This window comes from Sulfurimonas sp. (assembly GCF_023228785.1).
Classification (GTDB): Bacteria; Campylobacterota; Campylobacteria; order Campylobacterales; family Sulfurimonadaceae; genus Sulfurimonas.
Genome location: NZ_JALOAN010000003.1, coordinates 57,546 through 80,119, shown reverse-complemented (window position 1 = coordinate 80,119; position 22,574 = coordinate 57,546). Strand labels below are relative to the sequence as shown.

Here is a 22,574-nt window from a genome sequence, read left to right as displayed (position 1 = left end):
ATAACTTTATCATACATGAAAAGATAAAATAGATGAATAAATTTATTGAAAAAATTTCTAATAATTATTGGCAACTACTTGTATTTATAGTTATTTTTGTTGGCTATATTACTTTTTCATTTTATATGGGAATTAATGGATTTTCATTTGTAGATATTGATATAAAACAAATTGTAGGACTTGGGCTTTTATCAGGCATTTCGATAGTTTGGGTTTTGTTTTTTTCATTAAAACAAATAATCAAAATAAATCTATCTGCCTTATTTATTATTTCTTTTGCTCCTCTGCTTTTATTTAAAATTGTAAGTAATATTAACTATGAGATAAATTTAATTTACCTTGCACCAGCAATCATCATAATTGGAATATTTGTTATTGCGAACTTATCTGAAGAGCATAATTACAAAAAATCAAATGGATACTTTGCAAAAGATAATTTATTAGATAAAGTATTGATTCCAGCATCAGGAACTGTACTTATCTTAACTCAATTTGATGTATCTCTTATTGCTCTATTCTTATTAAATTTTTACTATTTGTATATCTTCAACAAATATACAAATATGCAAATAGGACATAAAATTATCCTCGTTGTAGTATTTATCTTATTTCAGCCATTATTAAGTGCAATTATCATTAATCAAACAGGTCTATCGTTAGCAAATTTTGATAAACAATATATTTCTATAAAACAAAACGATAAAAATATAAATGGGATACTGATTTATCAAAATCAACAATCATTTTTTATCCATGAGAATAATAGCTCAACCATAGTAGCAAAAAGTACTGGATTTGAAAAAGCTACACTGAAACGGTTTGATTACAAAAACAGTACTCCTCTAAGCTATATAATTGATATAAGAAAAGATAAAAGCGAGTAGTTGTCTAGCTTCAAAATAGTGTTCCCTGGTACCTTGCTATTTTAGGTGGATAGAATAGCCCAATAATAGTGTATGGATTTTTTGTTTTTCTAATATGCATTTGTCTCATAGTGCCCAAAAATAAATATAAGTCTTTTTTGAAGAGAGTTAATAGTTTTTCTCTAACTTTTTCGGCTCCTAACATAGGAGTTTTTTGATAGTTTAGATATAGCTGAGAAATTTCCCAATCAATAACACTCATGGAACTCTCTCTTCCTGAATCATCTTCAAATTTTATTTTAAACTTATAAGGCACATGCGGCATTGCTGTAAATTCAACTTCACAAGAATTTGCATCAAACAAAGACATATTTGCATTTTTAAAATCTATTTTTTCTTTTTCTGTCAATTCTTCAATAGGGTTATTTATTATCTCTACGTCAATATATCTAGTTGGCTTAAATGTGCACAAAGATAAATTATTGTGAATATTGGCTCCGTTGATGATTTCGTCAAGGTTCTTATATATTTTGGTTTGTTCTAATATTAAAGTTTTGCGTTGTACCCAATGTTTATTAGGTGGGATGTGCTCTAATAATTCTATAGAAGAAGTATTGATTTTGTGGCTTTCTACTCTAGGATCACTACTGTCAGGAATAATTTCAGCTTTTATCCATGTATATTTTTTAAATTTTCTATACTCCTCAAGTGTTCTAAATGGAATAGGATATATACGTATCCATTCACCATCTTCTGTGATACCAGCTGTACACACTAGTTCTTTGTACTTTTTAGACCTTGTTGGATATGTTTTTGCTGTAATAAATATGTTTTTAGTAGTTGTTAAAATAATATTTCCTAAATTACAATTTATGAAATATTATTATAGCTTATTCCGTATTTAATTTTTAGTGACTTTGCTATTACTCCTCTATGGCAATACTCTATGTCTTTTTCAAAGCATGTTAGAGCAATTTTTTCTTCGTTTGCAATTTCACCTATATACTCCAATGCTTGTTGTGCACCTTCTGATTTTAAAGTAGTGCTTTCATATTCTAAAAAAAGTTTTTTATAATCATCTAAATTATTTAACTCTTGTCTGTTTTCAGATTCTATACCAAGTTCAGGCAAGTGTATATATTTAATTCCTACTTGTTCAACAGCATGTTTTAATATATTTTTTGAAAATCCAAATTTCATACTGAATGGGTTTTTTCTTACATCACATAGTATATTAATATCGTTTTCTATAAGTTTATTAATATAGTTTTCGAATGTGATACCTTCATAACCTATTGTAAATAAATTTTCAGAAGCTGCAAAAAGCTTTGGTTGTTTTGTATATTTTTTATCTAAAAACTTATAAGCAATCTTGCTATTTAAAGTGTAGTATGGATAATTTTTATACACGTAAGCGATAAGCTCATCACCTTTTAAATTTTTATATTTTTCAAAGAAAGTCAAAAGTGTATTTTGGTCTTTTTCTTTTAATAATTGTATAGGATTGAAGCCATTTTCTTTTTCTTCAATAAAGTTATCTGTATTATTTAGATCAACAAAAGAGTAGTTATGCATCGTTTTGAGATCTGCATTAGCTTGAAAGGAATAGCATCCATAGTGATAAGGAATAAATTCATAAGCCTTTTTTTTTGGCATGACTTCCTCTACAAATAAAAATAATAATTTTTGCAAATCAAGCTTCGATAGTTTTCCACCAAAAGCATGAAGTAAAGCCAATAGTATTTTTTGCCTATAAAAAGCTGGTTGTGTTCTTTTATTCATAACATGTATTATAGCTAAATTAATAGATAAAATCAATATTTTATTGCATATAATTAATAAAATATTGTATATTTACTACTAAATAATTGAATTATTTATATATTTTATTGAAATAGATATTTTTTTATTGTATTATACAGATGAAAAAAAATAAGGAATATGTTTGACTTATAGTGAGTTTATGGATTGGATAAAAGATAATGACATTAACTTGCAAGAAACAGCTGAATATCTAGGGTATAGCAAAACTAGTATATCAAACAACTGGTCTAAGCAAAAAAAGGTTCCCAAGAAAGCGGAAGTAGCATTTAAGTTGTTTTTAGAAAATAAAAAATTGAAAGAATCTAGAAACAGAGGTGCTGCTTTACATAATATACTTCCAGTAAAAGCTTTAAAGTTGGCAAATGAAAAATGCGCCAAACATGATTTGGAATTAGAAGAATACATTACATCGTTAATAATATCAAATATATAAATATTCTACTGTCAGACGACAAACTAAAATGTGCACTACATAAAGGAATAAATGAACTGTATGAAACTAATACAGATAAAATAAATAAATTATATGAAATAAATACAAATGAGCCTACAAAATCTAAAAAGTTAAAATAAAACAGATAAACCTTTTGATAAAAATATATTTATTGTACAATTAAAAAATCTTTAAAAAGGGTACAAAATGTCAAAAGAAGAAGTAATCAAATCTATGTCTGAAGAAGCTGCTTATCTTATTGCGAATAAGAAGTTCTCTAGAGAAGCTGCAATCAGCCGAGTTATTGAGCTTAATGAGAGTAGGGAAGATAGCTCTAACTTTGTTATATCTGACGAGGATACTGGTGAAATTCAATATTTACATTCAGAACTAGAAGAAGAAAAATTTGAAAAAACAAATCAGATTAAACAAATTGCGAAAGAACTATACGATAGTATCGACGATGCAGTTGATGAAGGTTAATTTAGACTATTTTTAATTATCAACTTATTAACTAGGTATTTAATGAAACTATTTCTATTATTAGTGTTATTAACAACGCTTTTGCTCTCTGCTAACGAATCATTCTCCAAGTCAAAAAAAGAGCTCCGTAAAATCCATAGTGACCACCAAGTAACCATCTATTGTGGATGCAAATACAACTACTCAGACAAATCAAATATGATAGATAGAGCATCTTGTGGATATATTCCTCGTAACGAATACACCAAGAAAGGTAAAGCTAATATAAGGGCAAAACGCATCGAATGGGAGCATCTCATCCCTGCTGAAAACTTTGGAAGACAATTCTCTTGCTGGAGAGATGGAGACTCTAAGTGTGTAACCTCAAAAGGCAAAACCTACAAAGGTCGCAAGTGTTGCGAAAAGGTCAATCAGAAGTATAGAATAATGCAAGCTGATATGCACAATCTCTACCCTGCTATTGGAGAGCTTAATGCCGATAGAAGCAACTATAGATTTGATTTTGAGCTACCAAATGCAACTCAGTATGGAGAGTGCAAGTTTGAGGTAGATTTTAAAGGCAAAAGAGCTAGAATTAAAGAGGATGTACGAGGCATAGTTGCTAGAACCTATCTTTACTTCAATAAACAGTATGAGATGAGCATATCTAAGCAAGAGATGCAAAAGTTTAACGCATGGAACAAGCAATACCCTCCTAATGATTGGGAGATAGAGAGAAACAAAAGAATTAATAAAGTTCAAGATAACTTTAATAAGTTTATCGGACAATGAAAAAACTACTTATTTTATTGCTACTTGTTTGCAGCATATCAATACATGCGTTTGATGTAAAAATTGCTCAAAAATTAACTTACAGACTAGATGTTCAAACAGTTGATGGAATTAAAGGCTTAGGTACAGCAGTAGCTATCTCTAGCGATGGTAAACTCATTACTGCATATCATAATGTAGATTCAGCTAAAAGTGTTGTAGTGGTTGATTATAAGGGCAATCAGCATAATGTAACTATAGGAGAGATATCAGTAGAGCATGATTTAGCATATCTTTATATCGAGGCAAAAGAAATAAGCTTTGCTAAGCTCTCAACTACAACTCCAAAACTTGCAGATGATATTCATGTTTTAAGTTACGACAATCTACTACTTAAAGGCATTGTTTCAAAAGTAGAGGAAAATGGTGTGATTATAAATGTTGAAATTTCAAAAGGCACATCAGGCGGTGGTATCTTTAACTCTAAAAATGAACTAGTAGCAGTAGCACTAAACAAAGACATGCTTGATAATACCTCATTTGGGGCTACTGTAAATGTCTTTAAGTCAATTATTGATAAATACAAACCTCTACAACTTCAAAAATCAAGTAGCAATAACTATGATCACTCATACTGTCAAAATGAAGATGATTTAGCTGTATGGAGTAAACATGCTAAATCTAGTAATCTAAATATACAAGAGTATCATGCTTTATTTTTAGGACTATGTGAAAAAGTTAAAAATAGAGATTTAACTACAGAACAGGCTCAAATTATTTTTATGAAAGCTAATAAGAGATTATTTGGGAAGTGACTTATACTACGCCATATTCTGCTAGTAAATTACACACAACCAGCTCTTCATATAATAAGCAAACTACTATATTTTAGTAACTTTTGGATAAAAGGGTATAAAATATATTTTCTGTTAAAAAAGAGCTTTGAACTGTTTATAGAAGAAGCTGGAGCGTAGAGATGTATTTATAACAAAGTAAAAATAAATATCATTTGGTATACTTTAGTTATAAAATTATTTCAAAGGCATTAACCATGAACTTAGAAGCAACAATCAAAACAATAGATGAGAGAACAGAGTTAATAAGCGAAGCGTTTGCAAAAACTATTTTCTTACTAAAAGATATGCAAGAAGAAAATGCACAACTTAAAAGAGAAGTGCCAAGAGCTAAGAGAAGAGATGAATAGTGGACTTAGTGAAGCTAGACTAAGAGCTACGCTTAAAAAGTTTGCAGAGACTGATGGTGTTAGTGCTGATGATTTTAAGACATACTATTTAAAGTTCAATAGCACAGCGAATGGTTCGTATAATTTTATGCAGGAAATTAAAGAACTTATCAAAGACGAGAGTATAAAAATTCAAAATGCTAGTTATAGTGGTAGTCGTTCAGCTGTGTATTGCTAGAGAATACAAATAATTAAATGAAGAGGTATGTATTATAATGAGTAGAGAATATTTTGACAACGACAATCAGTATAAAGGTAAAGATAATACCCAAGAAAAAACAAAAAAATCTAAAACATCTTATATTAATAATAGTCGTATGTTTGAAATACAAGTACCTCTTGAACTAAAAGCAAGTATAAACGATAGAGCTTATGTAGAGTATATACTAAGCTCTAGTAATACTAAAGCAAATAAGTTAGCTGCTGTTGGGGATAGTGGGAGTAATAGTTATGGCACAAGGATAACACAATGAGTACAGAAATAAAAAGACACGGACTAGATTCACTACATGGAAGATTAATTGATGCAGTTAATGACTTCATAGTTGAAAGAGGAGAAAAGATCGATAGAAGTGGAGCTTATGCTTTGCATTTTGGAGCAGGTTCAGGTGGTAGGATTATCCACTATCCTGAGACTTATATAGAAGGTGGTGGTATTGATAGCGAGGGAGTTTACTCTAGCTACACACTAATTCCAAGTAAAAAAACTCTTTATAAGGACTACTTTGCAGAAGATGGAAGATTTGCTGAGGAGTTTGATTTTTCTCATGTGATGGATAGAGATTAAAAATTAAAATCAAAAAAAACTGCATTAAGTGATAGTTTCGTAGGAAATAAGTTGATTGTGAAAATAGGGTTATATATGAAGATTTTTCTAAGTCAATTTTGTGGCAGTAGCTGAGCATAAATGATAAAAATACGAAATTATACAGAGCTTGTTACATTTATACTCATATATATGTATATAAATGAGTATAAAAGGGCATTTATGCAAGTGTATGTTAAACTTGTTTTGATATTATTTCAAAATTTGTTTGTGATAAGGAGTTCTAATATGGCTAGTGTATATGATGTTGCTAAATATATTTTAGAGCAACAAGGTGTTATGACAGCGATGAAATTACAAAAACTCGTGTATTATTCTCAGGTATGGTCTCTTGTGTGGGATGAAGAAGAATTGTTTAATGAGAATATTGAAGCATGGGCAAATGGTCCAGTCGCTCCAGAGCTATACGCTATACATAGAGGTTTGTATAATTTAGATGGAATTAAAGAAGGTAATATCAGCAATATAACACTTAATCAAAAAGAAACTATTGAAATAGTCTTAAAAACATATGGTAAAAAAACATCTCAATGGTTAAGTGATAGAACGCATAGTGAATCTCCTTGGCAAGAGGCGAGAAAGAAAGCTAATACTGAAGAGGGTGATAGATGCAATGAAGTTATAACCACTGCTTCAATGATGGAATATTATAGTTCTTTATAATGGCTAAGAAAAAAAAGATTCCAAAATATATATTAGACTCTGAAACATCAAAAGAGGTTAGGTTGTCTGCTAAAATTCCTGATAGTTTTGATAGACACGAACCTTCTTGGAAATTTAATTTAATTGACAATGATGGACCTTGGGGATGGTCTAATATAGACACCAGTGAAAGATGGGATATATTATCTAATAAAATTAACTTTAAAGAAAATCTTAATTGGGCTGAGTTGAAAGAAAAAGGTAGCCATAACATTGAGATTAATAAGCTTACAAAAAAAGCACAAAAAAGGTTAGTAGAAATTGGTTGCAACGATATTGATGAGTTGTTTTCATTAAGAATATCTGGAAAAGAAAGAATATGGGGCATAAGAGATAGGTTTGCACTGAAAATAATTTGGTGGGATCCAGAACATGAAGTTTGCCCATCTCTTAAAAAACATACTTAAGAAGGAATGGCTTGACCTATTGTAGTGAGAAGTTTTTTAATGGAGTGCATTATAATTGTAAGCAATATCCAATAGCTAACAATTTAGGATTAAATAAAATTGTATATTATAGGTTTTTCAAGTGCAACGAAGAATTATCCTCATATAAAAAAATAACTTTTATTGATAATTTTGAAAAAACTTTGTGGAATATAGATAAGCCTTTATCGGAAGATGAGTTTAAAAATATTCTGAGTATTTTAAATAAAACATTTACTAGCTTAAAGAAAAAGAATCAAGAGCATAAAACTCTAGCTTCAGGAACAAAGATATGTGTGAATCACTTGGATATTAATATTGATTATTCTCGTGCTATACTTATAGAGAATGATAGCTTAGTAATCTTTCAAGATTTTTCACTAGAACAAAAAGCATATCTAGAAAGTATTATTAAAAAAGGAGCTTTATAATGAGTAAGATAGAGGAGTTATTATTGTTATCTGAAAATGATTCAGAAGCTTTTGATAATTTGGTTTATTCAATTGCTGATACAATAGAAGAAGATAATTCTGCACTAGCTGATAAACCTTACATAAACAAAAGTGAGCTTGTTGCAGGGTATAAAGTTTATTATGGATACAGATTGGCAAATGAAAAAGCAAAAGGCAATGGAATTGTTACTCACGCAGAAGTAGCTATTTTTAATATTTTTAATTTTTTAGGAGTTGTTGTTATTGGCAATTCTAAAATATTAGAAGAAGTAAAAGATACAATTATGGCAAAACTGCGAAGACAATAAGAATTTATAATTAATAATTCAGTCTTAAAATAAGTTGTTTCTTATCATGGAGCAGTTTTGTTGAGCAATTACAAAAATCTTCAATTCTAATTCGAGCAGGTGCTTCATGTAGCAATGAATACAACTTATCGCCGTTGTGAAGAAGAGATTGATAGTATGTTCAAATATTTGTATAAAGACAAGGTTCCAACACTAAAAGAGATTCAGGATATCTCAGGATGGAACCTATCTTATGGTAGTGAAATGCGGATAAAGTGGTTAAAACTACAAACCTAACCATTAATCATCATCTTTTTAATTTATAAAAAATATTATAACGAATCAAAGTTATTTCTTTTGGTCTGGGATATTTATTATAGGCATTTAAAATAACCTGTTCTGAAGTTGCATCCAAAATATCGTAACCACTTGTTTTTATTACTTTAAAATTAGTCATCGTTCCTTTTGGATGTAAGTAAAATTCTACTGTGTTATCGCTATTTACATTTAAATCTTTTGGTAAATTAACCCTTGCAATTCTACTAAGAACTTGCTGAGTTATTCTTCTCATAATTTCTTTATTATTCAGTATATATTGCTGTTGTCCTGGCGTGAATTTACTAAACTCATCTCCATATAAGCTTTTAATGCTGTTTCGATCTTCTGCTATATGTTTTATTGAGTTCGCATTTAAAGTTGCTATTCCTACAGCAAACAATAAAATAATTAAAATCTTTTTCATAAAAACTCCCTCTTTTTTACAAGTATACCCTGGGTTTTACGATTTGAACCTCTTTAAAAATAAGGCAAAATGAAATATTTCTAACTTTTTTGACATATTTTTTATAAAATTTCATATATATAAATAGTATTATAATACTAATCATAATCATAAAAATAATATTTAAATATATTAAATTACCTATACTGACTATATATATACTTTAATTTAATATTAAAATAATAATTATGAATATAATACAAATCATTATTTATATTTTTATGCTATAATAATGTTAGATAATTTATTAAGTAGGTGACACAGGTGGATTTACAAGAGCTGTTTATTTCTATTCAAAACAATATTGCTACAAGTGAGAAGAGAAAGAATATTCCTTCGAAAGAAATGGCAGAAAGAATTCACTGTTCAAAAAGCACTTACGATAAATATTTAAGTGGAAAGTTGACACCAAAGGCAGCAGAGAGCATTATGTGCTTATTGTCTATGCTTAGTGAAGATGATCTACTTAGAACTGTCGCACAATGGAGAGAGAAGTCTACATGCGATAATAAAACAGCTAGTCAAAAGGATAAAAAATGAGTAAAATACCAGACATGAAAAAAGAGACAAATAAATTAGGTGATTTTTATTGGGCTTATGCTGATATTTTAAGAGGAATCGGTATAAACGAAACAGTATATGATCAAAGAATACTTTCATTTATGGCACTTAAACTGCTCGTGGATAATAAAAAACTCCAATTCAACTTTGACTGGAGAAACAACTTTGGACTTTCTGCTAAACAGTACAAGAAATATGAAGCGGAAAATACTCTAAAAACTTTTTTAAATATCATAGCTGACATTGAAAATCTTGGACAAAATCTTTTATATTTTACTCAACCAAGTCATATGACACCTGCTCAGAATACTGTATCTGAATCTACTGATGATAACTGTTTGAAATACTTGAACCACAAAAAAACATTTACATTATCTGAGTATATCGAGGAACTTGAAGAACCTCATTATTTAGAAATGGTATTAGATATTTATGTAGGTAAAGCTCATTTTGTAGGGTATCCATCAGAAAAGTATAAAGATTTATACGAAGTAACAATTGCAAGAATGAAAAAACTATCTGGTACTTTAACTGGGCAGCACTTTACTCAAAAAGCAATTATTCATTTAGCTTGTGCTTCTGCTCTTGATGCTATGAGAAAAAATAAAAAAATTGCTGTGTATGACCCAACTTCTGGAATTGGTTCTATGGTTATCGAATCAGCTATCTATTTTGATACCAAATTAAATAGAACTTCTACTGGTAGAAGAAAAAAGACTGCAAAAGAAATTGAAGTATATGGTCAAGAATATAATGGTCAAAGCTGGATACTGTCAAAAATCTTTTTAGAGATTACTTCTCTTGATGGGAAAACACAAGGTATCAAAAATCAAATTGCTTATGGAAATACATTAACTAATCCAGCATTTGCACAGGGTATTAACGGAGAGGAATCATTCGATTTCATAATTGCCAATCCGCCATTTGGAGTTGATTGGAAGCATGATTATGACAAAATTGTTGAAGATATGAATAAAGATAACAGTAATTTTGAAGTGATTAGGGATGAAAAAGGAAAGCTCGTTTTACCTAAAAAATCAGATGGTCAGTTTTTGTTTATGCAACATATTATTAATCTGATGCTTAAAGAGAAAACCAATCGTAATAAAAATGCAAAAGCATGTATTATTAGTTCAAGTACATTGATTTCTACTGGTGCTGATTCTTCTAGCGAGTCAAAAATCAGATCACATATCTTTGATATGGAAATTGTAGAAGCAGTTATTGAACAACCAAAAGCAATGTTTACAAATACAGACATTAGCTCTCACTTATGGTTCTTGAATACTGATTTTAGTGAGCAAATTAAAATTGTTAAGCTTGATACAGAAGAGGATGAACTATATTCATCACATCCAGAACCAAAAGACAAGATGAAAAACTCATATTCTGATGAAAATATAGAAACAATCCTTGACTATATGTACCGAGCAGATGATTTTGAATACATCAGCAAAACCCTTGATAACAATCGTAATAAAATTGATATTTCCAGTGAAATAGGTTTTAGAGATGATAGTGAAAATGTTGATATAGCTCAGCTAGAAATTGAAATCAAAGATCTTGTAAGCGAACTGTATGACAGTGTACAGGAGATGTTTCGTGTTTAGTGATGCATTTATTAACCAATTTAATGAGTTTCAAAAAAAGACCAATCAATACCAAGATTTAAATATTGAGGATATTGTCTTTGAAGAGAAAAAACTAAGCGACATATCCTCAATTACCATGGGTCAATCTCCTGATGGACCCAGTTTAAATACTGAGGGCAATGGTCTTCCATTTTATCAAGGTAAAACAGAATTTACAAATGTATATATTGGAGAGCCAACAAAATGGACAACGAATAGTAAAAAAACAGCTGATAAAGATGATATATTAATTTCAATGAGAGCACCAGCAGGAGCAGTAAATATATCAACGGAACATATTAGTATCGGTCGAGGACTAGCTGCCATAAAAGTAAATCCAAATATAGATATGACATATCTCTTCATGTACTTAAAAAGTATTGAAGCTAGAATAAACCTTGAAAAAGACAGTGGGGGCTTTTATAGTTCTATGACAAAAGATGAGTTGTATGATTTTGATATTTTTATTCCGCAAGACATTGATGATGAATACAATTCCTTTAATGTGCAACAAGTTTTCGTAGATTTTTTAAAATATCAAAAAAAACAAACTGAAATACTTAGAAAAAAAATGATTTCTATGCAAGAAAAGATTTACAAAACTGATAAAGCGATTTTGAGCAAAATTTTTGAAATGAAGGATCCATTTATTATTCAACAATTTAATAAGTGGGCACAATTAAAATCATATGAAATTGATGGAAATGATATTCAATTTGACATCAAAAGAGTAATTGCAGATAACCCAGAGGATTCTATATGTAAAAAACGAATGGGATTTACTCCAAAAAGAGATCCAGAAGGTGATATAAATTGGTTTACTGTTGCTGATATGAATGCTGTTGATGGCATGTATATAAATGAGCCTAATACAAAAGAAAAAACAACCATGGATCTCATAAAACAGACTGTCGATAAACAGAATACTGGTAAGTCTGAAAAACTTATACCGATTAAGAAGGGCGATATATTAGTTTCATTCAAGCTAACTGTTGGGGTTGTAAAAATATATAACTCCGACAAGCCTGCTTACTGTAATGAAGCAATAGATATTATCAGTGTTCATGATAATATATTTAATCAATATGTTGCATACAACTGCATGCTAGAATATCCAAAACATGGAACTCAAACTAACAATGGAATGACATTAAATGATGAATCTAAAAAAGAAATTCAAATTATGACACCGCAATCAACAAAGCAATATACCTCATTGGAAATGCAAAAGATAATAATTGAATTTTTTGCAGCATTCAATTTATGGAAAAATCAAATATTAGATTTAACTAGTTCTATTAACACAAAATGCGATGTTGTTGATAATGCTTTTTTGAATGAGATTTTTAAAGGACACACCAATGATTGAAAAAGAGTTAAAACAAAAAGTATTAGATCAAATTAACTCATTTGTTAATCATCAGAATAGCAACAAAGAGCCTAAGAGGTATGAGCTAAGATATTTTGTTGCAACTGATATTGCAACTGATAGAGCTAAATTTTTTGGGTATATACATAACTTAAAAATTTTTAACTGTAAAAGTATTATAGATTTGACATTTGGTAGTGCTAACCTTACAGCTCATTTGCTGCTTGATAATGACATCGAATTCACTCGTCTTGTATTAAACGATAAAAATTTTGACAATGCAAATTTTACAGAAGAATTAGAAGAGATAAACGCTGATATAAAAGGCAATGACATATTAGATTCTAATGCTTTTGATGATGAAAAATATGATCTAGTCGTTTTTAATCCTCAATTTGGCGGAGGTGCTTATCCAGAAGGCGACTTGGGTGTTAAAAGATATTCTACCGACTTCATGTTTCACAAATACGAAGAAGATTTAGAGACAGCATTTCGTGAAAAGTTTGATTTGTCTGATTGTACATTTTCAAAAGATGATGATCAACGAAAAATAAGTATACATTCAGGTACCTTGACAGTTGGAGATATGGATAAACGGTTTTCAAAAATCAAGGTGTTTAACTACTACGATGTCTTTTACCAAAGTAAAACTAATAATCCAAAGGGAGAATCTTCTAAGCTTGTTCAGTTCAGAAAAACTTTTGATAAGCTATCAAAAGATGAAACAACTATTGTATTTTTTGGAAAACTTGAAGATTATCGAATGTTCTTCCGAGACTTTCTTAAATGTGATGCTTATATCACTGATGAAAAAGATAAATCTCTTTTCATAGGTCATAAAAGTTATGATGAAGATGACTTTCAATGTTACATCAAAGATGGTTTAGGATTTATAGAGTCTGACTGTGAAAGAAGAAACACGGTTGAACAAGATGATATAGACCTTTCGAGCATTTTAGATGAAATACATATAGATTTAAAAGATTTAAAATCTCTTGACGGTGGTGAACTTTTTGTGTTAGAAGATAAATCAGGAATAAATACTGAAATAGCAGTTCCAGAAACCAAAAAAGATAAACAAAAACCTTTTAAAAACTTTTTATTAGGATTTATTAACAAGGAAACTAGATGAATAATATATATTTTAAGATTGGTCAACCAAATACTGGTAAAAGTCATGGTTTTCAAAAAAAACAGTTATTAGAGAATCCTTTGTTTAAAGATTTAAAGAGTGAACATTACATCCCAATTCCTGTCTCTGGCGGGGTGGGTAATGAGTATAAAGGGCTACAAAATACAGATTTAGCCCTTTCGTATGATGTCATAAATAAAACGATTCGATTTGGAGATTTCTTAAAAACTTTAATGTCTGCAATTATTCAACCGGGGAAACCTCATATAGTTTTTTTGGATGACTTTCATAATCAAGATATATCAAGTCTTTTATCAGAATACACCCCTCTATTTAAAGGTCAACAAAAAGTAGATTTAGCAGAATATGAAGAAACTATTACAGAAGCTGGCATAGATTTAAATTTACTAAATGAGGAAGAGTTTGAAACTGTTGAGCACTTTATTGCAAAGTGGAATATCTTAATTGGTAAAATTAAAGATCTAAATGAAAAGATTGTATCAATTCCAATTACAAACCGTATCTCTGGTTCATCATTGGAGCTTATTTTCCCTAGTAATTTTTATTTACTTGGTGCTGCTAACTTTAATGAAAAGACATTGAGTATATTTGCTGACTGGAATGATCGTGCAGAAATTGATACGATTGACCCAATACAAGCACAAGAAATAGCTTTTAGAGAGGATAATGGTCAAATCTTTAAGATTGGAAATGGAACTGCATCAGATGAAGAGGAATCTAAGTTTGTAAAGTGTTGTCTAACAATGAATACAAATTTACAAAGTATTTTGGAAGAGCAAAATATTTTTGATCATGAAAAATATTGTTTTGGTATCTGGAAAGTTGTTGATGAACATGGAAATATAGTTTCTGGAGATAGCCGAATTAAAGTAGTTAAATTTTTCTTCTCAATGATTAAAAATTCTTTGATTTACAACAATAAAAATAGTGAAATCAACACTATTGGATGGAAGCTTATTGTAGCTATGAAAAATGATGAATGGTTTATTGAACATATGGGATTGTTAAAAGAAAAAATTGAAGAGCTTGAAAAGTTAGACATTGATGATGATCAAGAGAACGGAAAAATATTTAAACTTCTGCACACTCTAAATATTTACGACAACTAAAAGGTTAGTTGGAAAATGTTTGAAGTTTATTTTGAGGAGAAAACTAACACTATTTATGCTGTCTTTCAAGACTTGAGTGTAGAGAGTAGAGACCTAAGTAAATATATATCAGATAGGCTTCAAGAAGAAAATGTTCCAGTATCTATACATAAAAGAATAAAAGAGTTTTTTACTGATAACAAAGTAGTAAATGAAAATTTTCATCGTCAAACAAACTATATAAGCACACTTAGAACTTACATAGATTTTGTCACCACAAATAAACATAAGAATGTCTACTATTTGAATTTGTATGTTATACCAAAGGACATACAATTAAAATACAATGACTCAGAAAGCAAAAAATCATTAATACGAAAAGTAGATAAACTGTCACTCAATATATATCAGCTCTATGATTCTTTGATTGGACATAAAGATATCAAGCTGAAATCTCTTAAATTAGCCAAAGGGAGTACATTCTTAGACCTAGAATTATCTTTTTATTTAAAGGAACTAAACAAGCTTCATGATTATTTACTGAATTACAAAAGAAGTTTAAAAGACAAAATCATATGTTCAGACAAAGAAGTGGGAATTATGATCGATTCGCTGAATGAACTTGAAAAAGATCCATTAAAGCAATATCAGTTTGTAAAGGTTGCTCATCAAAAAGATTTGATAGTTTTTGTTTATTCACTTCTTAATTTTTTACAAAAAGAGCGAATTCAGTATTTTAAATTACATCCTTTATATAAAAAGTTAAAAACATCTATTTCAAAGATAAATAATTATTTGTTGAAAATATCTACTTCCAGTCATATCAAACAAGAGGTAATAACTTTTAAGAATCTGCAAAAGTTTTTCAATCGTTATCAAAATTTCAAAGAAATACAAAGAAATAAATCAATATATTCTATTCTTGAATCAATTTTCTCGAACCAGCTACATGATGGTGCTTTCATTTCCAAATCTATTGATATGACTAAGATGTTTGAAAAAGTTGTTGAAAATGCACTAATAAATACATATGATAAATCTCTTTATATTGGAGATGAAAGTAAAAAAAGAATTATTGGAGAAGAAGCATATAGTAAACATCTAAACAGTATCAACTATTTACTTGAAAACGAAGATGATAATTCAATGGTTAAACAATACCCGGATTTTCTTGTTAGAGATAATGTTGGAATTTACCATATATTAGATGCAAAATATAAGTTAAAGAAAGATTTGTATAAAGATAGAACTATGTTTTGGCAAGTTTTGGTTTATTCAAAACTTTTCAATCAAAGTGTAACTGAACAGAATGACATCAAAAAAATTATAGTTTTTGCACAGCATAGCGAGATAGATCTTGATTATATCGATAATATCGCTATAAATAGCACAGAAGCTATCCAAATCGAAAACTGTGACTGGTATGATACTGAAATGCTTTTTGGCTCTAAAATAGGCTTTATTGGCATGAAGACATTATTAAATTAAGTATGTAAAGCCCAAATTGGTTTCACTCAAAACAGCCCCCGTAGTGTGTCTTTTTCATCAAAGTGATGTATTATAGCAAATTTAATAAACAATATTTAAATTATTTTAACATTAAGATATTACAATATATTATCGTCTAATCGGTAAGACACCCGCAACTAAAAGCTAATTTAAAGCGGGAAATGCGGGTTCGAGTCCCGACACTTAGGACAATAAATTGACTACGAGAACTACTTTTTTAAAAAACTTTTTAAATGATGTTGGCAATAGTGTGCACAGTATGAACACTATTTCTGTAGCTTTATCTAATATGACCGCTTCGACAAATGTTCCAAAAGGCTTAAATATTTCATGGAATATTGGGAATCTACAAGCTACAAAAGAAATGTCAAGAAATTTTGTAATTAGGTCTGCAATTGCTTATACAGTTGAAGCTTTATATGAATATTTAAAGAACATAAGTAAATCACCTTTATGGACTGATATAGACAAAGTGTTTTCAGAGATGGATGGTGACGGGAAGGCAGTGCAAACATATAATTTTTTAAAAGGAATTGATAATATTGAAGAGGAATGGACTATATTGGTAGAATTACTAGGGCACTGGAGAAATAAAGTTGTTCATAGTCATACATCTAACGCAAAACTATCAGCAAGTAAGAAAAGAACAATCAAGAACTATAAATCTAAGATCAAAAATGAATTACACAGTTTTGATATAGATGAAGCATTAAATAATTTTGAAAATAATAAAAACACTTTAAAAGATGTTTCAACATTAATCTCAGTTGCTATAAAGTGTGCTAGAGTAGTAGAAAATTATTACATAGCAATACTTCCTGATAAAACAAATATTGATTTATATGTTGAATTATTAAAAAAAGATGAAAGTTTTTATAGTGTTTGTTTGCAACAAAAAAGTGATAAGAAGACAAGACAAATCAAGAGATGGCTAGAGATAAACTATGATTACCTTAGTCCTGAAGTTAAAGATGGAATAATAAATGAAATACTGTGAAAATTGTTTTGATGATGGAAATCTTCAAGAATATATAGAGCAAAAAGGAACAAAAAGTAATTCATTTACATGTAACAATTGTGGGACTATTAATTCTGAATATTTACTTGAAGATTATGCACTTTCTTCATGGATAAAAGGTATCATCTATAAAGTATATTCATATGAAGATGGTATGGCTTATACGGTATCTAAAACTTATATTGAAGATGATGAAAACATAACAGATTATGCACCATTTCGAGATTTATATAGTGTATGTGGAGATTTGTTTAGTTGTGAACAAGATGATATCATCAGAATAATCAATAATGAGACTTCACAATATGCGATAATGAAAGATGGTGGTGAAGATTATTTTTTAGATCCTTATTCACAGTGCTGGGTAAAGGAATGTTGGTTTGACCACTCACCTCGACATTTGAATTGGAACAATTTTTCAGAAAATGTCAAACATTCTTTACGGTTTTTTAATAATAAAGATTTTAATAGAGAAGATGAATTAGAAAAACTTTCTATATTATTTGACTACCTAGGTATATATAAATTATCAGAGCATCAGTGTTATAGAGTTAGAGGTGTAACATTAGATAAGATTTCAACAGTACAAGATGATCCTGAAAAAGAATTAGGTAGTGCACCACATGATAAATCTAAACATAATCGATTTAGCCCAAGTGGTATTTCTTATGTGTATTTAGCATTCGATCAAGAAACAGCTTACAAAGAAGTACTAGATGATGCAGAATCTTTAAATTATTTTTCAAGCTGTTGGAAACTAGATACAGATTTAAATCTTTTAGATTTAAGAAAAGATAGATTTGAAGAGATATCAAGTGTATACACTAATCCTTTCAGCAATAAATACGATAGTTATGTTGAGTGTGGAGAAGAATTTTTAATGAAATTTATTCATAAAATTCAAAAATCAATTAGCGAATATGATAAAGTATTAGAATATATACCTACACAAGTTTTAGCTGAGTATATTAGATTAAAAGGCTATGACGGGTTTGTTTTTAATAGTAGTAAAAATAAAGATGGTATCAATATTGTTTTATTTGATAAAAGTAATCTAAAGTTTGTTGAATATGAAAAGGTTTAATATTGTCGAAGTATATTTATCTTGACTGGAATGTGTTTCAACATATGAAACATGAACATATAGATGAAATAAAATTTATTAATGGTGTGGAGTTTAAAAAATTAATTGAAAATCTTTCTTTAAAGTATATCTTCCCTTACTCTGAAGCACACTTAAGAGATCTTTCTATTAGTAACACAATTAGAATATATTTCAAATTAATTGAGAGCGTGTTCTTTCCAAAAAAACAGACGCAGTACAATATAAGAGCTACTCGAGTAGCTCTTGCGTCTATCCTGCTGTTTTTTGAACGGTCACCAGTCCCGTTATTTTCTCACGAAGCCATTAGCTTCAAGTAGTTCATATACATCTTCATGTGTAGAGTTGTTAATTTCGTTAGAATCACATTTTTCTTCTAAAAATTCCCTTACAGTTTTGTCTGCCTTATCGTTGTATAGACCGACAACATATGTAGCTTCATAATATTCGCCACAATTAAACATATCTTGATCTCTGCTCATAGATATAATCTCCTTATTTATAGATTCAAAGTATTATATCATCTTGTACGCTTACTACATAATATTGGATCTGGATTATTGTATCGTAATGTATAGCATAATAATACAAGAAAACTAATACCAAGAAACGGTTGTTTTTGCTTAATGTCTACCATAATCTTCTCTTAACCTCCAATGGCAAGTAAAGCTCTTCTCTGCCAAGTTGAAAAAACAAGACATCCTCTGAGCTATCTATTGTTAAAAAAACATTGTCAGGAATACTTATCCCATGTAAATACCCTACAGCAGTTTTTAGCAATTCTCGCTTTTGAGTACTTATAAGCTTGTCTTTTCTCAACAAAGAGATAAGTCTATGTTTTAATTGTGCTTTGGACAAATTTGGTTTTGTAAAAGTGATTTCTTTTATTTCTTTAAGGAAAAATTCTAAGTCAAATTCCTTTACTAAAAAATTAACAAAACCAGTAATAGCTGCTTTTTGTCCAGGATAGAGCCATAAGTAACCGCTTAACATAAAATTATTGAGCTTTTTTTCTGTAAAATTATTACAATACTTTAAAAACTTAACAGCTGGAGTTATTGCGAGTCTCATCGACCTAATAGTTGTTTTGTTAGATACTAATTTCTCTTCAAGATATGAGTGATAGCTATGAATCAACCTATGTTTGTATGTGCCTTTTTTAAAGCTTAATAAATATTTATTAATCATGTCTAAATTGGCATACTTGTCCTGAATTACTTTATCTATCTTAATCACTCCTATCTCATTTAAGAAGATAGTAACAGATAAATACTTTCTAGTCTCAGCAACAGTAAGTTTATCTGTTACCTCTTCATATGTAGGTATTCTCTCAAACTCCTCGCATAGATTATCTAGTGCTAAAAAATAAGAGTGATAGTGTCCTATACGATAAGAAGCATAAATTGCTCCTCTTCTTTTTTTGAACCATATGCTAAATTCAGTAAAGTAGCTTGACATATATGTAGATAAAGAAGCTGATATAAACTTTACTTTTTTAGATAAAGAATTATCACTACTGCATTTAGAGCATATTCTGCCGACCCCTGCAGGAAAAAGACTGTCGCATTGCTTACAAAATCTACTAACTTCTGTTGTACATATTTCACATAATGGCTTTTTGGTTTCTATCGAAAAACTAAAAGCATCTCTGCGATATGCACAGCTACTACATATTGGTAATTTCTTTTTAAAACATTTTTGACACAGTAGCTCAGTGCTACCATCTGGTAAGCTTCTATTTGAAACAGTATGATTAGATCCGCCACACTCTAAACACTTTTTGCTGATAGTAAAATATTTAGCACATGATTTACAAGTAGGTCCAAATTCAGTAATTTTACCAAATTCGTATTGACTCTTATTACATCTGATGCATGGTTTATCTTTAACCTGGCAAAATTTGCATATAGGAATTTTTAGGGCATAATATATTTTTCTCTTACACTTACAAACAGTACATTCTTTAAAATGAAATAGATAGTTATAGCATTTTTTGCAATAGTGCTTCCCTCTATATCTGTAATCAAAATCAGTAAGTTTTTCATGACAGTACTCGCAATCACAATCTGACACGGCTAGTCTCATAAAAAAGTCCTTATTTCATCCATTAGCGTTTCAACTTCTTCTTTGCTTCTTGGTTTAATTTCTTTACAAGTGTTAGCAGATATGGAAAATGAGTCGCTCACTATAAGACCTTCCGCTAAGTAATCTATTGTTTTCGAGCTTATATTTAATTGTTCCGCAAGGGTTTTATATCTCAACTTTGAGTTTTTAAATAAATTTTTTATCTCATCTATGTTAATTTTAAAGAGTCTTGAAACGGCAATCATTAAAATCTCTCTATCTTTTACCTCTATAGCTTCAAATGAATTTCTACTTGAAGATGTATGAAAAACCTCTTTATTAGATAGGTTTAACTTTTCAAATATATCCTTGTACCTCGGTAATCTATATAGATTTCTAAAAAATGATAACAATACACGAGTGGTAATAAATAGTTCATCTATTGTATGTTCTGCTAATGGTAGTGATTTGCTGATTTTGCCATTAAAAATAGCATCATTTAGAGATTCTTGTAAAGACAGAGCTTCTTTATCTGAATCTATAACGCTAGATTTTCTTAAATCAAAACCACAATTAGTGCATATGTAAATCTTTGTGTTCATATAATCAATAAGATGCGGAGAAAAAACTTTATTACAGTTTTGACAACTTGAAATTAGCAGTTGTTTATGAATCGGACATGCAACATTCCAAGCTAGCTTCCATTGCTTTTTTATATAAGGATTTGGTAGAGCCAAGCACTTAGAGCAAAAGTGTGCTCCATTTATCCTGGTTGTACCTCTGGTACCTGTTGGAATTACAAAGTACCATGTTGCTTTAGGATTAAGAGAGGTCCTGCTTGTAATAGTTTCTATAATTGGCTCTAGCGTTAAGTTTTTTACTTGTTCTTTGCTTAGAGAAGTGATTTTGCTTAATTTACTAGCTTTGCCTGATGAGAGATGCCTATCAATATCTCTACTCCACGCTCTAAATTCATGCCAAATACCGCCTACAAAACTACTAGGATCGCTTCCGTTAGCAATTGAATTTCTAATGATCCATGAACTGAGTATTTCATCAGGGTATGGCTTGACTTCGATAGGGATTTTTATATCACTCAAAGCTGTATTTCTCTAGGAGTAAGATTACTTGTTGGCTTTAACCACTTATATTTTCCAATAATATCAAGCGTAATCTCTTCTTTGTTGTTTTCAATACAAAATGTAGCACACTCTATTAAAAGCCTATGTAAGTCTCCTAAGTTGCCCTGAGAGATAGAATGAAGCAGAGTAGCTTTATCTCTTTCATCCAAATTTGAAGCATTTTTGAGTGGTAGTCTTTTCTCAAATGCTTTCAACAAGCCTCTAAAGTTTTTATCTAATTCCCATTTAGATAGCTTGATTAGATCAAATCTACTGCTTAGTTGTGGATCAGAAGTTAGTATTAGAGCAGCATCTTTTATCCCAACTCCGACAATTGGAATCATGAGCTTTGTGCCAATATTTTTAAGAGCATTCATAACATCTCGTTGCTGAACAGGAGTACCACTCAGGAAGTGATGCATCTCATCTAGCACAAGTATTTTTACATTGCACTCCCTCATTAAGTAATATACCTGATTTCTTAATTTAGCTAGAGAGTCAGTTGTTCTAAATGGTGTCCAAAAAGATTCTAGTATGGAAATATAAAGACTTTTTTCATCTGCTTTTGTAGGTGCGAGAGCTAAAAGAACTGGTCTTATAACAACACTCATCTCATTTTCATCTTCTATTGTGTAGCCTTGATGTAGCTTTTCAAACTCAGTGACAATAGAAGTTTTTCCAATATTGGATTCTCCTATTATTAAAAGATTTGGCATTCTTGGCTTTTTTGGTCTATCCATGAGCTGTTTTAGTAGCCTTAAGATTTCTTTCGTTTTTGGATATTCAATCCACACAGATTCATGCATAAATTGAATTTTGTCTTCTTTGTTAGAGTGAATTAAGCGTTTACAATCTTCATTTAAATGTTCATATAGAGATGTCATATTAT

Annotated in this window: 29 protein-coding genes; 22 read left to right on the top strand and 7 right to left on the bottom strand. The window is 29.8% G+C overall.

From position 1 onward, the window contains the following. Positions 1–32: 32 nt before the first annotated feature. Entirely contained in the window at positions 33–884 is an 852-nt protein-coding gene (locus tag M0Q24_RS01510) for a hypothetical protein (RefSeq protein ID WP_295046234.1), read from the top strand. A gap of 10 nt (positions 885–894) precedes the next feature. Here M0Q24_RS01510 and M0Q24_RS01505 read toward each other — a convergent pair whose 3' ends face one another. Further along, positions 895–1,638, bottom strand: coding sequence for a hypothetical protein (locus M0Q24_RS01505; RefSeq protein WP_295046232.1), 744 nt, complete (start codon positions 1,636–1,638; stop codon positions 895–897). Between the two features lie 95 nt (positions 1,639–1,733). Further along, positions 1,734–2,645 (bottom strand): DUF488 domain-containing protein, encoded by a 912-nt coding sequence (locus M0Q24_RS01500; RefSeq protein WP_295046229.1) that lies wholly within the window; start codon positions 2,643–2,645, stop codon positions 1,734–1,736. 163 nt (positions 2,646–2,808) lie between these two features. Here M0Q24_RS01500 and M0Q24_RS01495 point away from each other — a divergent pair, with 163 nt between their 5' ends. The 13 genes from M0Q24_RS01495 (at position 2,809) to M0Q24_RS01435 (ending at position 8,585) form a co-directional block, all read left to right on the top strand. Next, the gene (locus M0Q24_RS01495) at positions 2,809–3,120 is read left to right on the top strand and encodes a hypothetical protein (RefSeq protein WP_295046227.1); all 312 of its coding nucleotides are present in this window, start codon (positions 2,809–2,811) and stop codon (positions 3,118–3,120) included. Between the two features lie 207 nt (positions 3,121–3,327). Beyond that, on the top strand, positions 3,328–3,603 hold the full coding sequence (locus M0Q24_RS01490) for a hypothetical protein (protein ID WP_295046222.1): 276 nt from the start codon (positions 3,328–3,330) through the stop codon (positions 3,601–3,603). 42 nt (positions 3,604–3,645) lie between these two features. Beyond that, positions 3,646–4,374: an endonuclease gene (locus M0Q24_RS01485; RefSeq protein WP_295046219.1), complete on the top strand. Its 729-nt coding sequence runs from the start codon at positions 3,646–3,648 to the stop codon at positions 4,372–4,374. Beyond that, the gene (locus M0Q24_RS01480) at positions 4,371–5,168 is read left to right on the top strand and encodes a serine protease (RefSeq protein ID WP_295046217.1); all 798 of its coding nucleotides are present in this window, start codon (positions 4,371–4,373) and stop codon (positions 5,166–5,168) included. Before M0Q24_RS01485 ends, M0Q24_RS01480 begins: the two co-directional genes overlap by 4 nt. A gap of 236 nt (positions 5,169–5,404) precedes the next feature. After that, on the top strand, positions 5,405–5,557 hold the full coding sequence (locus tag M0Q24_RS01475; RefSeq protein ID WP_295046214.1) for a hypothetical protein: 153 nt from the start codon (positions 5,405–5,407) through the stop codon (positions 5,555–5,557). Further along, positions 5,508–5,774 (top strand): hypothetical protein, encoded by a 267-nt coding sequence (locus M0Q24_RS01470; RefSeq protein WP_295046212.1) that lies wholly within the window; start codon positions 5,508–5,510, stop codon positions 5,772–5,774. Before M0Q24_RS01475 ends, M0Q24_RS01470 begins: the two co-directional genes overlap by 50 nt. 37 nt (positions 5,775–5,811) lie before the next feature. Further along, on the top strand, positions 5,812–6,069 hold the full coding sequence (locus tag M0Q24_RS01465) for a hypothetical protein (protein WP_295046210.1): 258 nt from the start codon (positions 5,812–5,814) through the stop codon (positions 6,067–6,069). Next, entirely contained in the window at positions 6,066–6,383 is a 318-nt protein-coding gene (locus M0Q24_RS01460; RefSeq protein ID WP_295046207.1) for a hypothetical protein, read from the top strand. The genes M0Q24_RS01465 and M0Q24_RS01460 overlap by 4 nt, the downstream gene beginning before the upstream one ends. A gap of 267 nt (positions 6,384–6,650) precedes the next feature. Next, the gene (locus tag M0Q24_RS01455; protein ID WP_295046204.1) at positions 6,651–7,085 is read left to right on the top strand and encodes a type II toxin-antitoxin system antitoxin SocA domain-containing protein; all 435 of its coding nucleotides are present in this window, start codon (positions 6,651–6,653) and stop codon (positions 7,083–7,085) included. After that, positions 7,085–7,531, top strand: coding sequence for a hypothetical protein (locus M0Q24_RS01450; RefSeq protein ID WP_295046200.1), 447 nt, complete (start codon positions 7,085–7,087; stop codon positions 7,529–7,531). The genes M0Q24_RS01455 and M0Q24_RS01450 overlap by 1 nt, the downstream gene beginning before the upstream one ends. 11 nt (positions 7,532–7,542) lie before the next feature. Continuing rightward, the gene (locus tag M0Q24_RS01445) at positions 7,543–7,980 is read left to right on the top strand and encodes a hypothetical protein (RefSeq protein WP_295046197.1); all 438 of its coding nucleotides are present in this window, start codon (positions 7,543–7,545) and stop codon (positions 7,978–7,980) included. Continuing rightward, complete coding sequence (locus M0Q24_RS01440) at positions 7,980–8,309, top strand: hypothetical protein (RefSeq protein ID WP_295046194.1); 330 nt, start codon at positions 7,980–7,982, stop codon at positions 8,307–8,309. Before M0Q24_RS01445 ends, M0Q24_RS01440 begins: the two co-directional genes overlap by 1 nt. 114 nt (positions 8,310–8,423) lie before the next feature. After that, positions 8,424–8,585 carry a hypothetical protein gene (locus M0Q24_RS01435; protein ID WP_295046191.1) on the top strand — a complete coding sequence of 54 codons (162 nt, stop codon included), beginning with the start codon at positions 8,424–8,426 and terminating at the stop codon, positions 8,583–8,585. Between the two features lie 10 nt (positions 8,586–8,595). On the opposite strand, the gene M0Q24_RS01430 is transcribed toward M0Q24_RS01435, so the two are convergent. Next, positions 8,596–9,030 carry an energy transducer TonB gene (locus M0Q24_RS01430; RefSeq protein WP_295046189.1) on the bottom strand — a complete coding sequence of 145 codons (435 nt, stop codon included), beginning with the start codon at positions 9,028–9,030 and terminating at the stop codon, positions 8,596–8,598. A gap of 303 nt (positions 9,031–9,333) precedes the next feature. Here M0Q24_RS01430 and M0Q24_RS01425 point away from each other — a divergent pair, with 303 nt between their 5' ends. The 8 genes from M0Q24_RS01425 (at position 9,334) to M0Q24_RS01390 (ending at position 18,482) form a co-directional block, all read left to right on the top strand. After that, a complete protein-coding gene (locus M0Q24_RS01425; protein WP_295046186.1) occupies positions 9,334–9,609 on the top strand; it encodes a hypothetical protein in 276 nt (91 codons plus the stop codon). Next, complete coding sequence (locus tag M0Q24_RS01420; protein WP_295046183.1) at positions 9,606–11,240, top strand: N-6 DNA methylase; 1,635 nt, start codon at positions 9,606–9,608, stop codon at positions 11,238–11,240. The genes M0Q24_RS01425 and M0Q24_RS01420 overlap by 4 nt, the downstream gene beginning before the upstream one ends. After that, positions 11,233–12,630 carry a restriction endonuclease subunit S gene (locus M0Q24_RS01415; RefSeq protein ID WP_295046180.1) on the top strand — a complete coding sequence of 466 codons (1,398 nt, stop codon included), beginning with the start codon at positions 11,233–11,235 and terminating at the stop codon, positions 12,628–12,630. The genes M0Q24_RS01420 and M0Q24_RS01415 overlap by 8 nt, the downstream gene beginning before the upstream one ends. Next, entirely contained in the window at positions 12,623–13,762 is a 1,140-nt protein-coding gene (locus M0Q24_RS01410; protein ID WP_295046177.1) for a hypothetical protein, read from the top strand. The genes M0Q24_RS01415 and M0Q24_RS01410 overlap by 8 nt, the downstream gene beginning before the upstream one ends. Continuing rightward, positions 13,759–14,892 (top strand): hypothetical protein, encoded by a 1,134-nt coding sequence (locus M0Q24_RS01405; protein WP_295046174.1) that lies wholly within the window; start codon positions 13,759–13,761, stop codon positions 14,890–14,892. Before M0Q24_RS01410 ends, M0Q24_RS01405 begins: the two co-directional genes overlap by 4 nt. 15 nt (positions 14,893–14,907) lie before the next feature. After that, positions 14,908–16,359: a hypothetical protein gene (locus M0Q24_RS01400; protein ID WP_295046171.1), complete on the top strand. Its 1,452-nt coding sequence runs from the start codon at positions 14,908–14,910 to the stop codon at positions 16,357–16,359. 217 nt (positions 16,360–16,576) lie between these two features. Then, positions 16,577–17,377, top strand: a complete 801-nt coding sequence (locus M0Q24_RS01395; protein WP_295046168.1) for a hypothetical protein — start codon at positions 16,577–16,579, stop codon at positions 17,375–17,377. Next, positions 17,364–18,482, top strand: a complete 1,119-nt coding sequence (locus M0Q24_RS01390; protein WP_295046166.1) for an RES family NAD+ phosphorylase — start codon at positions 17,364–17,366, stop codon at positions 18,480–18,482. Before M0Q24_RS01395 ends, M0Q24_RS01390 begins: the two co-directional genes overlap by 14 nt. Positions 18,483–18,787: 305 nt before the next feature. Here M0Q24_RS01390 and M0Q24_RS01385 read toward each other — a convergent pair whose 3' ends face one another. The 4 genes from M0Q24_RS01385 to M0Q24_RS01370 form a co-directional block, all read right to left on the bottom strand. Then, a complete protein-coding gene (locus M0Q24_RS01385; RefSeq protein WP_295046163.1) occupies positions 18,788–18,982 on the bottom strand; it encodes a hypothetical protein in 195 nt (64 codons plus the stop codon). A 148-nt stretch (positions 18,983–19,130) separates the two neighbouring features. Further along, entirely contained in the window at positions 19,131–20,585 is a 1,455-nt protein-coding gene (locus M0Q24_RS01380; protein WP_295046160.1) for a hypothetical protein, read from the bottom strand. Beyond that, positions 20,582–21,664, bottom strand: a complete 1,083-nt coding sequence (locus tag M0Q24_RS01375; RefSeq protein ID WP_295046157.1) for a TniQ family protein — start codon at positions 21,662–21,664, stop codon at positions 20,582–20,584. Before M0Q24_RS01375 ends, M0Q24_RS01380 begins: the two co-directional genes overlap by 4 nt. Continuing rightward, entirely contained in the window at positions 21,661–22,569 is a 909-nt protein-coding gene (locus M0Q24_RS01370) for a TniB family NTP-binding protein (protein ID WP_295046153.1), read from the bottom strand. The genes M0Q24_RS01375 and M0Q24_RS01370 overlap by 4 nt, the downstream gene beginning before the upstream one ends. Positions 22,570–22,574: the final 5 nt, after the last annotated feature.

Bases quoted from the DNA above. Each gene is read 5' to 3' on its own strand.
- M0Q24_RS01385 (WP_295046163.1), bottom strand. From the start codon at position 18,982: ATGAGCAGAGATCAAGATATGTTTAATTGTGGCGAATATTATGAAGCT.
- M0Q24_RS01450 (WP_295046200.1), top strand. From the start codon at position 7,085: ATGGCTAAGAAAAAAAAGATTCCAAAATATATATTAGACTCTGAAACA.
- M0Q24_RS01465 (WP_295046210.1), top strand. From the start codon at position 5,812: ATGAGTAGAGAATATTTTGACAACGACAATCAGTATAAAGGTAAAGAT.
- M0Q24_RS01475 (WP_295046214.1), top strand. From the start codon at position 5,405: ATGAACTTAGAAGCAACAATCAAAACAATAGATGAGAGAACAGAGTTA.
- M0Q24_RS01490 (WP_295046222.1), top strand. From the start codon at position 3,328: ATGTCAAAAGAAGAAGTAATCAAATCTATGTCTGAAGAAGCTGCTTAT.
- M0Q24_RS01430 (WP_295046189.1), bottom strand. From the start codon at position 9,030: ATGAAAAAGATTTTAATTATTTTATTGTTTGCTGTAGGAATAGCAACT.
- M0Q24_RS01480 (WP_295046217.1), top strand. From the start codon at position 4,371: ATGAAAAAACTACTTATTTTATTGCTACTTGTTTGCAGCATATCAATA.
- M0Q24_RS01485 (WP_295046219.1), top strand. From the start codon at position 3,646: ATGAAACTATTTCTATTATTAGTGTTATTAACAACGCTTTTGCTCTCT.
- M0Q24_RS01455 (WP_295046204.1), top strand. From the start codon at position 6,651: ATGGCTAGTGTATATGATGTTGCTAAATATATTTTAGAGCAACAAGGT.
- M0Q24_RS01440 (WP_295046194.1), top strand. From the start codon at position 7,980: ATGAGTAAGATAGAGGAGTTATTATTGTTATCTGAAAATGATTCAGAA.
- M0Q24_RS01500 (WP_295046229.1), bottom strand. From the start codon at position 2,645: ATGAATAAAAGAACACAACCAGCTTTTTATAGGCAAAAAATACTATTG.
- M0Q24_RS01420 (WP_295046183.1), top strand. From the start codon at position 9,606: ATGAGTAAAATACCAGACATGAAAAAAGAGACAAATAAATTAGGTGAT.
- M0Q24_RS01510 (WP_295046234.1), top strand. From the start codon at position 33: ATGAATAAATTTATTGAAAAAATTTCTAATAATTATTGGCAACTACTT.
- M0Q24_RS01460 (WP_295046207.1), top strand. From the start codon at position 6,066: ATGAGTACAGAAATAAAAAGACACGGACTAGATTCACTACATGGAAGA.
- M0Q24_RS01405 (WP_295046174.1), top strand. From the start codon at position 13,759: ATGAATAATATATATTTTAAGATTGGTCAACCAAATACTGGTAAAAGT.
- M0Q24_RS01435 (WP_295046191.1), top strand. From the start codon at position 8,424: ATGAATACAACTTATCGCCGTTGTGAAGAAGAGATTGATAGTATGTTC.
- M0Q24_RS01370 (WP_295046153.1), bottom strand. From the start codon at position 22,569: ATGACATCTCTATATGAACATTTAAATGAAGATTGTAAACGCTTAATT.
- M0Q24_RS01390 (WP_295046166.1), top strand. From the start codon at position 17,364: ATGAAATACTGTGAAAATTGTTTTGATGATGGAAATCTTCAAGAATAT.
- M0Q24_RS01470 (WP_295046212.1), top strand. From the start codon at position 5,508: ATGCACAACTTAAAAGAGAAGTGCCAAGAGCTAAGAGAAGAGATGAAT.
- M0Q24_RS01410 (WP_295046177.1), top strand. From the start codon at position 12,623: ATGATTGAAAAAGAGTTAAAACAAAAAGTATTAGATCAAATTAACTCA.
- M0Q24_RS01400 (WP_295046171.1), top strand. From the start codon at position 14,908: ATGTTTGAAGTTTATTTTGAGGAGAAAACTAACACTATTTATGCTGTC.
- M0Q24_RS01380 (WP_295046160.1), bottom strand. From the start codon at position 20,585: ATGAGACTAGCCGTGTCAGATTGTGATTGCGAGTACTGTCATGAAAAA.